The 14,717-nt window shown below is 57.0% G+C and carries 10 protein-coding genes, 2 pseudogenes and 1 riboswitch; of the genes and pseudogenes, 7 read left to right on the top strand and 5 right to left on the bottom strand.

Annotated elements, in window-relative coordinates:
- Nucleotides 1-240: 240 nt before the first annotated feature.
- From N8E89_RS01140 to N8E89_RS01130, 3 genes and pseudogenes are all read right to left on the bottom strand, one after another.
- Nucleotides 241-1,314: a quaternary amine ABC transporter ATP-binding protein gene (locus N8E89_RS01140; RefSeq protein WP_106662850.1), complete on the bottom strand. Its 1,074-nt coding sequence runs from the start codon at nucleotides 1,312-1,314 to the stop codon at nucleotides 241-243.
- Nucleotides 1,307-2,195, bottom strand: a pseudogene (locus N8E89_RS01135) (ABC transporter permease). Before N8E89_RS01135 ends, N8E89_RS01140 begins: the two are co-directional and overlap by 8 nt.
- A 127-nt stretch (nucleotides 2,196-2,322) precedes the next feature.
- Complete coding sequence (locus tag N8E89_RS01130) at nucleotides 2,323-3,324, bottom strand: ABC transporter substrate-binding protein (RefSeq protein ID WP_113173946.1); 1,002 nt, start codon at nucleotides 3,322-3,324, stop codon at nucleotides 2,323-2,325.
- A 510-nt stretch (nucleotides 3,325-3,834) separates the two neighbouring features.
- Between N8E89_RS01130 and N8E89_RS01125 the strand changes: the two genes are divergently transcribed.
- On the top strand, nucleotides 3,835-3,972 hold the full coding sequence (locus N8E89_RS01125) for a hypothetical protein (protein ID WP_162707059.1): 138 nt from the start codon (nucleotides 3,835-3,837) through the stop codon (nucleotides 3,970-3,972).
- Between the two features lie 328 nt (nucleotides 3,973-4,300).
- Here N8E89_RS01125 and mmsB read toward each other — a convergent pair whose 3' ends face one another.
- Together mmsB and N8E89_RS01115 are read right to left on the bottom strand one after the other, a co-directional pair.
- Nucleotides 4,301-5,191, bottom strand: a complete 891-nt coding sequence (gene mmsB, locus N8E89_RS01120) for a 3-hydroxyisobutyrate dehydrogenase (RefSeq protein WP_262260899.1) — start codon at nucleotides 5,189-5,191, stop codon at nucleotides 4,301-4,303.
- Between the two features lie 29 nt (nucleotides 5,192-5,220).
- Nucleotides 5,221-6,387, bottom strand: a complete 1,167-nt coding sequence (locus N8E89_RS01115; RefSeq protein ID WP_262260898.1) for an isobutyryl-CoA dehydrogenase — start codon at nucleotides 6,385-6,387, stop codon at nucleotides 5,221-5,223.
- A gap of 110 nt (nucleotides 6,388-6,497) precedes the next feature.
- Between N8E89_RS01115 and N8E89_RS01110 the strand changes: the two are divergent.
- The 6 genes and pseudogenes from N8E89_RS01110 to cobN all read left to right on the top strand — a co-directional run bounded on the left by N8E89_RS01110 (nucleotide 6,498) and on the right by cobN (nucleotide 14,705).
- Nucleotides 6,498-7,960 (top strand): annotated as a pseudogene (locus N8E89_RS01110) (cobyric acid synthase).
- A gap of 57 nt (nucleotides 7,961-8,017) precedes the next feature.
- Nucleotides 8,018-8,253, top strand: a riboswitch (cobalamin riboswitch).
- Nucleotides 8,254-8,302: 49 nt separating this feature from the next.
- Complete coding sequence (locus tag N8E89_RS01105) at nucleotides 8,303-8,482, top strand: CbtB domain-containing protein (protein ID WP_099998476.1); 180 nt, start codon at nucleotides 8,303-8,305, stop codon at nucleotides 8,480-8,482.
- Nucleotides 8,483-8,605: 123 nt separating this feature from the next.
- Nucleotides 8,606-9,337 carry a CbtA family protein gene (locus N8E89_RS01100; protein ID WP_262260897.1) on the top strand — a complete coding sequence of 244 codons (732 nt, stop codon included), beginning with the start codon at nucleotides 8,606-8,608 and terminating at the stop codon, nucleotides 9,335-9,337.
- Nucleotides 9,338-9,368: 31 nt separating this feature from the next.
- Nucleotides 9,369-9,887 (top strand): bifunctional adenosylcobinamide kinase/adenosylcobinamide-phosphate guanylyltransferase, encoded by a 519-nt coding sequence (cobU, locus tag N8E89_RS01095; RefSeq protein WP_262261990.1) that lies wholly within the window; start codon nucleotides 9,369-9,371, stop codon nucleotides 9,885-9,887.
- Between the two features lie 19 nt (nucleotides 9,888-9,906).
- Nucleotides 9,907-10,959, top strand: a complete 1,053-nt coding sequence (cobW, locus tag N8E89_RS01090; protein WP_106663301.1) for a cobalamin biosynthesis protein CobW — start codon at nucleotides 9,907-9,909, stop codon at nucleotides 10,957-10,959.
- A gap of 14 nt (nucleotides 10,960-10,973) precedes the next feature.
- Entirely contained in the window at nucleotides 10,974-14,705 is a 3,732-nt protein-coding gene (gene cobN / locus N8E89_RS01085; RefSeq protein WP_262260896.1) for a cobaltochelatase subunit CobN, read from the top strand.
- Nucleotides 14,706-14,717 lie beyond the last annotated feature (12 nt).

Raw genomic sequence — 14,717 nt, 5'->3', positions numbered from 1 at the left:
GCAATCAGCGTGCGCGGCGTGAGCGACGCCGAGCGCAAGGGAAGCGACATGCTATAGTGGCGCCTATCTTTCTTGTGGGGGAGAAAGCGATTTCAGCATCTTGAGCCCTTCGCTCAAGTGCTGAAAATCGCAGGTGAGGGGATTGCAGTCAGTAGCTTGGATCTTCCAAGAATTCAGCAACGAGGCAAATTCAAGAAAATCCTATCCCTCCCTCAATGGGAGAGATCAAAGGCCCTTGGCTTACTCCGCCGCGGCCCGGGAGGTCAGGTGGCTGATCGGTGTCACCATGGCCTGGATCAGGCTGTTCATGCTGATCACGCCGGTCGGCTTGCCACTATCGTCGACAACCGTCGCATATTGCTGGTTGGCGTCGGTCATGGTTTTGGCAGCTTCTTCCAGGATGGTCCCGCTCTTGACCGTAACGCCTCCCGTTGCAGCCGGAGCACCCGAATGAGTCGCGATGGTATCGACCATGATGACGCGGCCGCGGTTGACTTCCTTGACAAAGCTCGAGATGTACTCGTCCGCGGGCTTCAGAACTATGTCCTGGCCAGTCCCTTGCTGGACGACTTCGCCATCGCGCAGGATTGCGATGCGGTCTCCAAGCCGCAGTGCTTCGTCGAGATCGTGGGTGATGAAAACGACGGTCTTCTTGATTTCCTTCTGCAGATCGAGAAGCACTGATTGCATATCCATGCGGATCAGCGGGTCGAGCGCGGAAAACGCTTCGTCCATCAGCAGGATAGGAGCGTCATTCGTCAGCGCGCGGGCGAGGCCGACACGCTGCTGCATACCACCGGAAAGCTGATTTGGATAATGGTCCTCAAAGCCTTTCAACCCGACTCTTGCGATCCAGCGGCGCGCCTGTTCTTCCTGTTTTTCCCGGGAAAGCCCTTGGATTTCCAGACCGTAAACGGTGTTGTCAAGCACCGTGCGATGGGGAAGCAGGGCGAACTTCTGGAAAACCATCGCTGTCTTGTGCCGGCGGAACTGGCGCAGATCGTTCTGGTTCATCTTGCAGACGTCGGCGTTGTCAATGATGACCTCGCCCGCCGTCGGGTCGATCAAACGATTGATGTGGCGGATCAGCGTGGATTTTCCCGAACCGGAAAGGCCCATGACCACCTGAATGCAACCAGCCGGCATGTCGATATTGATATCGCGTAGGCCAAGGACATGACCGTGTTTTTCATTCAGTTCCGTCTTGGACATACCCTTCTTGACGGCTTCGACATAGGCGTCCGGTCTTTGACCAAAAATCTTGTATAGATTCTTGATCTTGATACCGGCGCCTTGAACGTTGCGATCAGCCATGGACCACCTCCTGGTGCTTCTGAAGACGCTTGCCATAGGCCTGACTAACGCGATCGAAAATGATGGCAATGCCAACGATGGCAAGGCCGTTGAAAAGTCCGAGAGAGAAGAACTGGCCATTGACGGAACGCAGCACCGGCTGGCCAAGACCCTGAACGCCGATCATCGAGGCGATGACCACCATGGCAAGAGCCATCATGATGGTCTGGTTGATGCCAGCCATGATCGTGGGAAGGGCGAGAGGTATCTGCACATTCTTCAAACGCTGCCAGCTGGACGACCCGAAAGCATCTGCTGCTTCCAGCACGTCCTTGTCGACAAGCCTGATGCCCAGATTTGTCAGGCGGATCATCGGCGGAATGGCATAGATGACCACAGCGATCAGCCCCGGCACCTTGCCGATACCCAAAAGCATCACGACGGGGATCAGGTAGACGAAACTCGGCATGGTTTGCATCACGTCGAGAATGGGATTGACAAGACGCTGGAAACTATCCGAACGCGCCATGACGATGCCTATGGGAATGCCGACGACAATGGAGACGACCGTTCCGACGAAAATCATGGCGATGGTCTTCATCGCATCGCTCCACATGTCGAAATAGCCAATGAGGAGCAGGGTGATGACGGTTCCTGCAACGATCTTCCAGTTGCGGCTGGCGATCCAGGCGATGCCACCGATCAGGAGGATCATGATGGGCCAGGGCGTCGCCGTCATAAAGCGCTCGGCCTGGATAAGAAAATACTGCAGCGGCTCGAAAAAGGATCTCGATGACATCGCCATATTGACGGGTGAAAGCCTTGAAGCCCTCATCCAATGTCTTTTTCAGATTGCGCAGCGTGTCGTCATTCATATTTGGGAATGAGTAGAACCAATCCATGTCAGTACCCTTCTATAGCCATCCCCAGCGCTACGCCCTTGAATGACTGAAGCGGTTGAAAGCGATGGCGTTCAACCTATCGAGAGTGGAGTACGGCGAAGCCCTGTTTCGCCGTACTTGACTGTCGTTATTGTATGGCCGCTTTAACTTTTTCTGCGGCTTCCGGAGAAACCCACTTTGTCCAAACGGCCTCATTGTTCTTGAGGTAGTATTTAGCGCCATCTTCGCCTGTCGCCTGATTGTCGACCATCCAGGCAAGCAGCTTGTTGAATTCGTCAGTCGAAAGCTGCCGCTTTTTCAGATAGTCGAACGCTGGACCCGAAGAGTCGGCGAACTTCTTTGTAACAACCGTATAAATATCAGAGATTGCCCAACCATTGGGTTTTGGATCCGGGCAGTCGGCAACGACAGTGCATCGTTTCCATTCCGCTTCGTCAAACGGTACGCCGTTCTCGAGCTTGACCATGGGATACTTGCCGAGAATGGCCGTGGGACCCCAATAATAGCCCAGCCAGGGATCCTTGCGCTCATACGCCTTTGCAATCGAACCATCGAGGCCGGCAGCAGATCCCGTGTCGACGAGTGTGAAGCCATTTTTCTCGCCTTCATAGGCTTTGAAAAAATTGGTCGTCGTAATCTGGCAGGCCCAACCCGATGGACAGTTAAAGACCGCGCCCTTCTTCGGATCTTCCGGCGAGGGAAACAGCTCCGGATGTTTCATGGCATCGGCGATCGTCTTGATTTCAGGATGCTCATCAGCGAAATATTTGGGAATCCACCAGCTTTCCGTACCGCCTTCGGTGATCGCAGGCGCGGCATAGACCAGCTTTTCTTCCTTGACCGCCTTTTCCAGCTGGTCGCGAACGGTGTTAAGCCAGCCCTCCGGCGCGATGTCCGGCTGACCTTTCTCAATCATCGATGTAAACGTCGGGACTGTATCACCCGCAACGAGTTCGGCATCGCAACCATAGCCTTCGCTAAGGATGATCTTGTCGAGATTGGCAAGGGCTTCTGCCGACTGCCAGTTCATGTTGGCGATTGTAACTGTACCGCATTCAGCCGCTGATGCCGATCCGGCATAACCGAACAGACCAGCGGCCAATATAGTTGAAGCGAGCAGCTTCTTCATGTTCTTTATCTCCCACTCATTTGACAGTTCACCCGAAAACGAATTCTAACTTGGTACTGCCTTACCCAGTCGTTCGCCTATGTGCCATTTGGCATCTTTATCCCGGCAGAATGCAATGGTTTCATTGAATAAATGCGGTATATCGCGACAACGCCTATCGATATAACGACGCCGGGAATATGAATGCGATGTCAGACGGTACATTGTCATCGACGCATCGTAACAAACGAACAAACGAAAGATCAACGTTTTAGGCAATTTTTCCTGTCGTACATGGTGGCAGCGGCGCTGAATATGGCTTTTCCATTAGCGTCACGCCAAGGCGAGCATACTTTTTTAGCCAAACTGCCCAAGGTGTTAAGGCAGACAAGTGGCTTTGGCATACCTGCCATGCAAATTTGCATGCGTGATTACTGTAAATGCGACACGCTGTGGCGAAATTTCCTGATCAAACATTAGGCAAAGAGCGCATTTGAGTGGCAACAACAGTTTACTCATCGAGGTGCAGAAATGCTCTATATTTTTAACCGCAACAACCGCGTACACATTTCGTGGAATGCCACCGAAAAGCGTAACGCGCCTTCCGGCAACGCGAAGAGCGGCATTGGCTCTGCGCTGTCCTTCATCTGGACCCGTTCGGCCGGCTGATTTACGGCTAAGGCCGTTCAACTCGAGAACCGCTGCCTTCAAAAAAGGTAGCGGTTTTTCTATGCAGGCTGATCTATAGCGTCCATATCAAAAAACCGCCCTGTCCGTGATGGAACAGTGCGGTTTTTTGCCAAATTACGCATGGCTTTCCGCCGAACGATACCCTGGCAGAAATAACGACTCCGGTACGCAGTACCTGATCCGGAGCAGGGAGCAGGGTCTTGGTCTGCTCACCTGTAAAGTTTTAACCGGACATCGTTACCGCGAGGTTATCGAGAACTTAATCAAATCTAAATTCTGGAACTTTCCGGGCGTTTCTTTGTGATAATCAGCCTTGGCGCTTTGCATCACGCAAATAATTGATGATGCCTGAAAAATCAGAACCTTCATTACCCGCCGCACCAAACTGCGCATAAATCTCCTCGGCATGCGCACCAAGCGGTGTCGCTGCGCCAACACTGTTGGCGGCTTCCTGCGAAAGTTTCAGATCTTTTAACATCAGCGCCGCGGCAAAACCGGGCTTGTAGCCATTGTTGGCAGGGGAGGCCGGTACAGGTCCAGGTACCGGGCAATAGGTGGTCAGCGACCAGCATTGACCGGAGGAGGTGGAGGCAACATCGAAGAGGGCCTGATGCGAAAGGCCAAGCTTTTCCGCGAGTGCGAAAGCCTCGCTGACCCCGATCATCGAAATGCCGAGGATCATGTTGTTGCAGATTTTCGCTGCCTGACCGTTGCCCGCTTCGCCGCAGTGGACAATTCTGGCTCCCATCTGCTTCAGGACGGGTTCGGCCTTGACGAATGCCTCTGTGCTGCCGCCGACCATGAAGGTCAAGGTACCGGCCGCGGCGCCGCCAATGCCGCCGGATACGGGGGCATCTACCGACAGCAAGCCATTCTTTTGCGCGATATCATGAGCCTTGCGCGCCGAATCGACGTCAATTGTCGAGGAATCGATGAAAAGCGCGCCATTTTTAGCGCTCTTGACAACGGATTCATAAACCGACAGCACGTGTTTTCCCGCCGGTAGCATGGTAATGACGACCTCGGCGTCGGCGACAGCAGCCTCGGCGTTGGCGGCGATTGTTACGCCGTTGCCTTTGGCCGTATCCAGGTTTTCTGGCAACAGGTCAAAGCCAAGAACCGTGTGTCCGGCTTTCACAAGATTGGCGGCCATTGGATTGCCCATATGTCCAAGACCGATAAAAGCGACTGTTGTCATCGCAACGTTTCTCCCTGATATAATTTTGTTTAACGGCCCGTCATATGCCGGGCGATGATGACCCGCATTATTTCGTTGGTGCCTTCCAGAATCTGGTGAACACGCAGATCGCGGACGATTTTTTCGATGCCATAGTCGTGCAGGTAGCCATAGCCTCCATGGATTTGCAGTGCGTCATTGGCGACGTTGAACCCGGTATCGGTGACAAATCGCTTGGCCATTGCCGACCATTTCGAGGCGTCATGTGTCTTGTGGTCGAGCTTCGACGCGGCGGTATAGAGCAGCATCCGCGCGGCGGAAAGCTCGGTCTCCATGTCGGCGAGCTTGAACTGCAAGGCCTGGAACTGGTTGATCGCCTTGCCGAATGCCTTGCGCTCAGCCGCATAAGTAATCGCCTTGTCGAGTGCGGACTGCGCGCCACCGAGCGAACAGGCGGCGATATTCAAGCGTCCGCCATCGAGCCCGCCCATTGCGATGCGGAAACCGTCGCCTTCCTCGCCAAGCCGGTTTGCTACCGGAACGCGACAATTGTCGAAGATGACCTGCCTGGTCGATTGCATGTTCCAGCCCATCTTGTATTCGTTGGCGCCAAATGACAGGCCGGGTGCGTCCTTTGGAACAACCAATGCGGAGATTCCCTTCGGTCCATCCTCGCCGGTCCGTACCATAGTGACGTAAACGTCCGAATCGCCCGCGCCGGAAATAAACTGCTTGGCGCCGTTCAGCACATAATGATCGCCGTCACGCACGGCGCGTGTCTTGAGTGCGGCAGCGTCGGAACCTGAATTTGGCTCGGTCAGGCAGTAACTCGCCAGCCATTCCATGGATGTCAATCGCGGCACGAAGCGCTGACGCTGCTCTTCATTGCCGAAAAGATCGATCATCCATGTTCCCATATTGTGAATCGATATGAACGCCGAGAATGCCGGGCATGCGGCTGATAGCGCCTCGAAGATCAGCACTGCATCCAGTCGTTTCAGCCCGGAGCCACCCACATCCTCGCGCACATAAATGCCACCCATGCCGAGCGGCCCGGTTTCCCGAATGACATCTGCCGGAAAATGCTTGTCACGATCCCAGGCGAGTGCATTGGGCGCTACGCGGTCTGCTGCAAAAGCCCGTGCCATGTCCTGGATAGCCAATTGATCCTCGTTGAGTTCAAACTGGCCCGACGCGGATTCCACGCTGCTATCCATGGCTAACCTCCCTTTATTCTTAGTTGTTCCCCACTCTATCCCATGCTCCAAGCCGTGCAACGTCTTCGGTGGGGCTAGGAAGAGAAAGACATATCCGCTACTCAAAGCGCATGACACGCGCAATCATGTTGCAAGGAACCGGCTCTGACGTTGGTAAATCCGTCCTGGTGGCCGGGCTTTGCCGCCTTGCCCGCAATCGCGGGCTGAAAGTACGTCCCTTCAAACCGCAGAATATGTCGAACAATGCTGCTGTCAGCGACGACGGCGGCGAGATCGGCCGGGCGCAGTGGCTGCAGGCACTTGCCTGTGGCGTGCCATCCTCGGTGCACATGAATCCGGTGCTGCTGAAACCGCAATCGGAAACCGGCAGTCAGATCATCGTTCAGGGCAAGGTCTGGGGACAGGCCAAGGGCAGGGATTATCAGAAATTCAACGGCGCAGCTGCTCGATGCGGTGATGGCGTCGTGGAATGTTGTTTGCGATGGCGCCGATCTGGTAATCGTGGAGGGGGCGGGCTCACCTGCGGAAATCAACCTGCGTGCCGGTGATATTGCCAATATGGGCTTTGCCACCCGCGCCAATGTTCCGGTCGTCCTGGTTGGCGATATCGACCGGGGTGGCGTGATCGCGTCGATCGTTGGCACGCACGCGATCCTTCAGCCTGAAGATCGCGATATGATCATCGGCTACATCATCAACAAGTTTCGCGGCGACGTTTCCCTTTTCGACGAGGGGCTGAAATCGATAACCCAATTCACCGGCTGGCCGTCATTCGGCGTTGTCCCGTGGTTAAGGGATGCCTCCCATTTGCCTGCGGAAGACTCTGTCGTCCTGGAGCGGCTGGTCAAGGGTGAGGGGCGGGCGCTGAAGATCGCAGTCCCCGTTCTCGATCGCATTGCCAATTTTGACGATCTGGATCCGCTGATGGCGGAACCGCAGGTGGACGTCGTGATGGTCCGCAGCGGCGAAAGGTTGCCAGCGGACGCAGGACTGGTAATCATACCGGGTTCAAAGTCGACGATTGGCGATCTGTTGCGCTTCCGGGAAAATGGCTGGGATCGCGATCTCGACATGCACAGGCGGCGCGGCGGCCACATCATCGGCATTTGCGGTGGCTATCAGATGCTCGGCTGGACCGTTCGCGATCCCGATGGAATCGAAGGCGGTGTCACGGAAGCCGAAGGGCTGGGCCATCTTGATATCGACACGGTGATGGAACCGGAAAAGACTGTGCGCAACGTCGAGGCGCATTCATTGCAATTCGATCTTCCCTTGCAGGGCTATGAAATCCATCTCGGTAGAACGACGGGCCCGGACTGCGAGCGTCCGACAGCGCGCATCAATGGCACTGCAGACGGTGCTGCGTCCGTGGACGGCAAAGTCTTTGGTACTTATCTGCATGGGATATTCGGGGCGGATGACTTCAGAGCGGCATTGTTACGATCCATGGGAATTGCGGCCGAGTCATTTGACTATCGCGCCAGAGTGGATGCGGCCCTCGATCTCGATAGCCGGCCAACTGGCTGAAGTTCTCGATATTGACGCATTGTTGAAGGCAAAATCGCAGCGATGACGCGGCAGGCGGCGTTGGTGTCGCAGATCTGTTTGACATTTCTGGCGCTTGATGAATAACGTTCAACCCATGATTGGTTCCCGCATCGGCCAAAGGCCAAGGGATCAAAAGGGAATGTGACGGCCGTACCCATCAGGGCGGCCTAACCGCAGCCGACCCCGCGACTGTAGAGCGGCGAGGGTCAATGTCAGTGCCAGAAGCGAAAGCCGACGGCAGCCACTGGGAAACCGGGAAGGCGGCATTGATCTTGCGACCCGCGAGCCAGGAGACCTGCCAGTCATAGGGCAATAGTGCCGAAAACCGAAGGGGATTGTCCCTTCAAGGCCCTACACGGAGGTTGTTATGGCTGCTGCACGTACTTCGACTACGATTTCGCTCCCCCTCGCTACGCGTCTGACAACGGCGGTATTTTCGCTGATGCTCGGCGTGTTCATAATTTATGGCGTCGGCCTGTCCCATTCCGAAACGCTGCATGACACAGCGCATGACACCCGCCATTCATACGGATTCCCTTGCCACTAAGGCTGATAACGGCTGGATAGACTGATTCAGCCGCCAGCGCTTACGCATTGAAAAATACGGTTTGTTTGCCCGGGACGTTTTTGCGTACCCGGCATCTTGCTTTAGGGATTGGGAGCAGATCTCATGTTGGTAAAATATCTTCTGGCTACGATCGTAGCTGGTTTGTTGGCTGGTATCCTTTTGACGCCGGCCATGTATGTGCGGGTTGTTCCGCTCATTCTTCACGCCGAGGAATATGAAAATGCCGGCGGACACGAACATAGCCATGACACTGCTGCGGCGACCACGGCGGAAAGCGCACCAGCTGCCGTCGCTCCGCATGCGCACGAAGAAGAGGAGGCGGGACCTGAGCTTCCATTTGGACGACTCGGCAATACGCTACTGATCAACCTGGTTGCCGGTGCAGGCTTTGCACTCATCACAGGTGCTGCAGCGCTTATTCTCGGCAGGAAGATTACACTGCAGAACGGGGTTTACTGGGGTCTCGCAGGTTTCTTCATCTTCAATTTCGCACCCGCATTCAGCCTTGCGCCGGAATTGCCGGCAATGCCTGCCCCCGATCTCGCCGCGCGGCAGGCCTGGTGGCTTGTCACCGTCTTTCTCACAGCAGGCGGCGTCTATCTCCTCGTCCTTCGCGAGGAGGTTTGGGCCAAGGTCCTGGGTGTTGCGCTGATCGTTGCGCCGCATGTCTATGGTGCACCGGAAGCAGAAGATCTTTCGTCACCCGTGCCACCTACGCTCGCGTCGGAATTTGCTGTATCAACGCTGGCGACCAACCTGTTTTTCTGGGTTGTGCTTGGAACGGCGCTGGGCTGGGCCATTCAGCACTATGCGGCATCGGAGCTGGATGCCTGATGATAATTCCACCCCCAAAAGGCCCCCGGCAATGTTAGGACATGGGGTCACCTTTATCCTTGGCGGTGCGCGTTCCGGTAAATCTTCTTTTGCCGAGGGTTTGATTGAAGCATCCGGTTTGGAAGCTGTCTATCTGGCCACCGGCAAAGCGTGGGACGATGAAATGTCTGCGCGGATAGGGCTGCACAAAGCGCGGCGCGGCTCCGCCTGGACGACGATTGAAGTGCCACTCGATCTGGTCGGCCTTTTGCAAAGCGAATCCGCTGGCAACAGAGCGGTCCTTGTCGATTGTCTCACACTTTGGCTCACCAATCTGATGATGGCGGAGCGCGATATAGAGGCGGAGACGGCGGAGCTTGTGGCCGTGCTGCCACGACTCAAGGGGCCCCTGGTGTTCGTATCGAATGAGGTGGGTCTGGGAATCGTTCCGGAAAACCGCATGGCGCGCGAGTTTCGCGATCATGCGGGGCGCCTCCATCAAGCCGTGGCCGGGGCCGCGGCAACTGTCTATTTCGTGGCAGCAGGACTGCCGCTCAAAATGAAGGGATAAGAACATGCAGGGTCAAAAGATGCTTGATCAAAAGATTCCGGCAACGGTCATCACCGGCTTCCTCGGCTCGGGCAAGACGACGATGATCCGCAACCTGCTCGAGAATGCCAATGGCAAGCGCATCGCACTGATCATCAATGAATTTGGCGATCTGGGCGTCGATGGCGGTCTGCTCAAAGGCTGCGGTATCGAGGCATGCCGCGATGAGGATGTGATCGAGCTCAACAATGGCTGCATCTGCTGCACTGTGGCCGATGACTTCATCCCGACGATGACCAAATTGCTTGACCGTCCCGACCGTCCGGATCACATCGTGATCGAGACCTCCGGCCTCGCATTGCCGCAGCCGCTGGTTGCGGCCTTCAACTGGCCGGAAATCAAGACGCAGGTGACCGTCGATGGTGTCGTCACGGTCATCGACGCTGCCGCCGTTTCGGAAGGCCGCTTTGCCGACGACCACGATAAAGTCGACGCGCAGCGTGTCCAGGATGAATCGCTCGACCACGACAGCCCGCTTGAGGAACTGTTCGAGGACCAAATACGGGCCGCCGATCTCATCATTTTGAACAAAACCGACCTCATCAGCGGCGCTCAGCTCGACGCGGTCAAAAACGATGTACAGAGCCGGTCAATACGCGCGCTCAACATGGTTCCGGCGAGTTTCGGTAAACTCAGCAATCAGTTGCTGCTCGGACTTGGCGTGGGCACCGAGGACGATATCGCCAACCGCAAATCGCATCATGAGATGGAACACGAAGCGGGCGAAGAACATGACCACGACGAATTCGAAAGCTTCGTCGTCGGGCTTGGTCCGGTGGCCGAGCCGAAATCATTTGTCGAGAAGCTGAAGAGCGTGATTGCCGACCATGATGTTCTGCGGCTCAAGGGCTTCGTCAACGTACCTGGCAAGCCGATGCGCCTTGTCGTGCAAGCGGTGGGTTCGCGGATTGAACACTACTTCGACCGCAGCTGGCATCCGGGTGAAGAGCGCCAGACGCGACTGGTTGTTATCGGTCTGCACGATATCGACACGGCGGCCATCTCAAGTGCAATGAATGCCGCAGCGGCCTGATTAGAGGAAACTGAATGCATCTCCTGCTTGCCCAGAAAGGTACCATAGCCGAAGGCACCGAGGCGGTTGATCTCGGCCAGACGCCGGGGGATGTGCTGTTTCTCTCCGCCGCAGATACGGAGTTGGCGAGTCTCGCATCTGCCCGGCGGCAGGCCGGTGGTGGGGTGGCTCTGCGCCTCGCCAATATGATGTCGCTGGCGCATCCGATGTCCGTCGATGCTTATGTCGAGCGGACCGCGCGCCACGCCAAGCTCATTGTCGTGCGGATTATCGGCGGCGAGAGCTATTGGCCCTATGGGCTGGAAGCTCTGCATGCCTGCGCCGTCAATCACAAGGTCATGCTTGCCGTTCTGCCCGGCGACGACAAGCCGGATCCGGGACTCGACCGGTTCTCGACGATTGCCCGGCAGGATCGGGATGCGCTGTGGCACTATCTGCTTGAAGGTGGAGCGCAAAACGCCCAGCGCTTCCTCGACTATTGCGCTGCGCTGATCGACGGCAAGGACAAGCCGCAGGAAGCAGCGCCACTGCTTAAAGCCGGACTGTGGTGGCCGGGGAGTAGCGCTCCCTCGCTTGATGAAATGCGGAGGCACTGGCGGGAAGATTCCCCGGTTGCCGCGATTTGCTTCTACCGCGCGTTGGTGCAGAGCGGACAGACGCAACCGGTAGAGGCATTGATCGAGGCGCTGAAGGCAAAGGGCATGAATCCGATGCCGCTATTTGTCTCGAGCCTGAAAGACCCAGTCTCGGTGGCGACGCTGGAGGCCATTTTCGGAGAGGCCCCGCCGGCAGTCGTCCTCAACGCAACTGGGTTCGCGGTATCCGCGCCCGGCGCTGCGCGCAAACCCACCGTGCTCGAGCATGATGGCGCGGTGGTGCTGCAGGTGATCTTTTCCGGATCGAGCGCCGAGCAATGGCGCAATTCCGGCCAGGGACTCTCGGCTCGCGATCTGGCCATGAATGTGGCACTGCCGGAGGTGGACGGACGCGTACTTTCTCGCGCGGTGTCGTTCAAATCGGCACGGCAATACGATGAGGCGGTCGAAGCCAATATCGTCACGCATGAACCGCTGGCCGATCGCGTTGAATTCGTTGCCGCGCTGGCGGCGAACTGGGCGAGGCTGCGGGCAGCAAAACCCGAGGCGCGGCGTGTTGCACTCATAATGGCCAATTATCCCAACCGCGATGGGCGGCTTGGCAATGGAGTGGGCCTCGATACCCCGGCAGGCACGTGGCACATGCTGAATTCGATGCGCGATCAGGGCTATCGCATTGCCGGTATTCCCGCCAATGGCGACGCGCTGATCAACCATATGATGGCGGGGCCGACCAACGCAGCGAGCGATGGCAGGGAAATCCGCGAAACCATTTCCCTTAAACAATACAAGAGCTTCTTCGGGAAGCTTCCACAATCGATTCAGCAGGCGATTGTTGCACGTTGGGGCGAACCCGCCACTGATCCATACTTCATGGCGCAGGGAGAGATGTTTGCGCTGCCGCTCGCGCGCTTCGGCGAAACGCTGCTCGGTATTCAACCGGCACGCGGCTACAATATCGATCCGAAGGAGACATACCATTCGCCGGACCTCGTACCGCCGCATGGTTATCTCGCCTTCTATGCCTATCTGCGAGAGGTCTATGGAGCGCACGCCATCGTGCATGTCGGCAAGCATGGCAATCTCGAATGGCTTCCGGGCAAATCTCTCGCACTGTCGGAAACCTGCTATCCGGAAGCCGTGCTTGGCCCGATACCTCATATCTATCCGTTCATCGTCAACGACCCGGGCGAGGGAACCCAGGCAAAGCGCCGCTCGGCTGCTGTCATTATCGACCATCTTACACCGCCGCTGACGCGCGCCGAGAGTTATGGACCGCTGAAGGACCTCGAAGCGCTGGTGGATGAATATTACGAAGCCTCGGGTGTCGATCCACGCCGCTTGGTGCGGTTGAAAGTCCAGATCCTTGATCTGGTACGCGACATCGGGCTCGACAGCGATGCGGGTATTCATGACCATGATCCCGACGATCTCGCCTTGCAAAAGCTGGACGCCTATCTTTGTGATCTGAAGGAAATGCAGATCCGTGACGGCCTGCATATCTTCGGACGCTCACCGGAAGGGCGTCTGATGACTGACCTTGTTGTTGCCTTGGCACGTGTTCCGCGTGGTTCCGGCCATGGTGCAGATCAGAGTCTGCAGCGGGCGATCGCAAATGACCTCGGCTTCAATGACTTCGATCCGCTTGACTGCGAGATGGCCGCGCCATGGAACGGGGCTCGGCCCGATATCCTGCAGGCGGTTTCGGATGATCCATGGCGTATCGCGGGCGATACGGTGGAGCGTGTCGAACTTCTGGCAGCGAGGCTGGTGTCGGCGGAAGTCGAATGCCCTTCAACGTGGACGGCGACTGCCGAAGTGATTGAGGGCATCCGCACCAATCTGCATCCTGCTGTGATTGCCTGCGGCGACGCGGAGATGAAAGCCCTGTTGATGGCGCTGGACGGCCGGTTCATCGCCCCCGGTCCTTCAGGAGCGCCAACGCGTGGCCGCCCCGACGTGCTGCCGACCGGGCGTAATTTCTTTTCGGTCGATACGCGGGCCGTGCCAACGCCCGCGGCATGGGAACTCGGGCAGAAGTCCGCCGAGCTTTTGATCCGCCGTTACACGCAGGATCATGGCGAATGGCCGACTTCGTTTGGACTGACTGCCTGGGGCACGTCCAATATGCGCACCGGTGGTGATGATATTGCCCAGGCGCTGGCTCTGATCGGCGTCAAGCCGATATGGGACATGGCCTCACGCCGGGTCACCGGCTACGAAATTATCCCGATTGCCGTGCTCGGTCGTCCGCGCGTTGACGTCACCCTGCGCATTTCCGGCTTCTTCCGCGATGCCTTTCCCGAGCAGATCGCCTTGTTCGATACGGCAGTGCGGGCGGTCGGTGCTCTCGATGAGGATACTCAGGACAATCCGGTCGCAGCCAGAATGCGCAGCGAGCAGGCGCGGTTTGTCGCGGAAGGTATGGAAGACAAGCTGGCCAGGCAGCGCGCCGGTTTCCGCGTCTTTGGCTCCAAACCGGGGGCCTATGGCGCTGGATTGCAGGCGCTCATGGACGAAAATGCCTGGGCAAAGCGGGACGATCTGGCTGAAGCATGGCTCGTATGGGGTGGCTATGCCTATGGCGCGGGCGAAGAAGGCAAGGCGGAGCGTGGGCTACTGGAAGAACGGCTGCGCACGTTGAACGCAGTCGTGCAAAATCAGGACAATCGCGAACACGATCTTCTTGATTCCGATGACTACTACCAGTTCGAAGGCGGCATGTCGGCAGCGGTGGAACTGGTATCCGGCGAGCGGCCCACGATCTACCACAATGACCATTCGCGTCCCGAAAAGCCGGTTATCCGCACGCTTGAGGAGGAGATTGCTCGCACGGTGCGCGGGCGTGTGACCAACCCAAAGTGGATCGCAGGTGTCATGCGCCATGGATATAAGGGCGCCTTTGAGATGGCAGCGACGGTCGATTACCTCTTTGCCTTCGCGGCAACGACGGGAGCCGTCGGTAATCACCATTTTGAAGCCGTGTATCAGGCATTCCTGGTGGATGAGGATGTGCGGGCTTTCCTGCGGGAGAAAAACCCGCACGCTTTGCGCGATATGGCGGAGAAGCTCGAAGGGGCGGTGACACGCGGTTTCTGGACCCCCCGCTCCAACTCGGCACGGTATGAACTCAGCAAGCTCGCTGCCTGATAATTTGATTCT

This window comes from Phyllobacterium sp. A18/5-2 (assembly GCF_025452215.1).
Lineage (GTDB): Bacteria > Pseudomonadota > Alphaproteobacteria > Rhizobiales > Rhizobiaceae > Phyllobacterium > Phyllobacterium sophorae.
This window is presented reverse-complemented; position numbering and strand designations above follow the sequence as displayed.

What these genes read in the sequence shown, in the direction of transcription:
- N8E89_RS01140 (WP_106662850.1), bottom strand. Translation starts at nt 1,314, where the DNA reads ATGGCTGATCGCAACGTTCAAGGCGCCGGTATCAAGATCAAGAATCTA.
- N8E89_RS01130 (WP_113173946.1), bottom strand. Translation starts at nt 3,324, where the DNA reads ATGAAGAAGCTGCTCGCTTCAACTATATTGGCCGCTGGTCTGTTCGGT.
- N8E89_RS01125 (WP_162707059.1), top strand. Translation starts at nt 3,835, where the DNA reads ATGCTCTATATTTTTAACCGCAACAACCGCGTACACATTTCGTGGAAT.
- mmsB (WP_262260899.1), bottom strand. Translation starts at nt 5,191, where the DNA reads ATGACAACAGTCGCTTTTATCGGTCTTGGACATATGGGCAATCCAATG.
- N8E89_RS01115 (WP_262260898.1), bottom strand. Translation starts at nt 6,387, where the DNA reads ATGGATAGCAGCGTGGAATCCGCGTCGGGCCAGTTTGAACTCAACGAG.
- N8E89_RS01105 (WP_099998476.1), top strand. Translation starts at nt 8,303, where the DNA reads ATGGCTGCTGCACGTACTTCGACTACGATTTCGCTCCCCCTCGCTACG.
- N8E89_RS01100 (WP_262260897.1), top strand. Translation starts at nt 8,606, where the DNA reads ATGTTGGTAAAATATCTTCTGGCTACGATCGTAGCTGGTTTGTTGGCT.
- cobU (WP_262261990.1), top strand. Translation starts at nt 9,369, where the DNA reads ATGTTAGGACATGGGGTCACCTTTATCCTTGGCGGTGCGCGTTCCGGT.
- cobW (WP_106663301.1), top strand. Translation starts at nt 9,907, where the DNA reads ATGCTTGATCAAAAGATTCCGGCAACGGTCATCACCGGCTTCCTCGGC.
- cobN (WP_262260896.1), top strand. Translation starts at nt 10,974, where the DNA reads ATGCATCTCCTGCTTGCCCAGAAAGGTACCATAGCCGAAGGCACCGAG.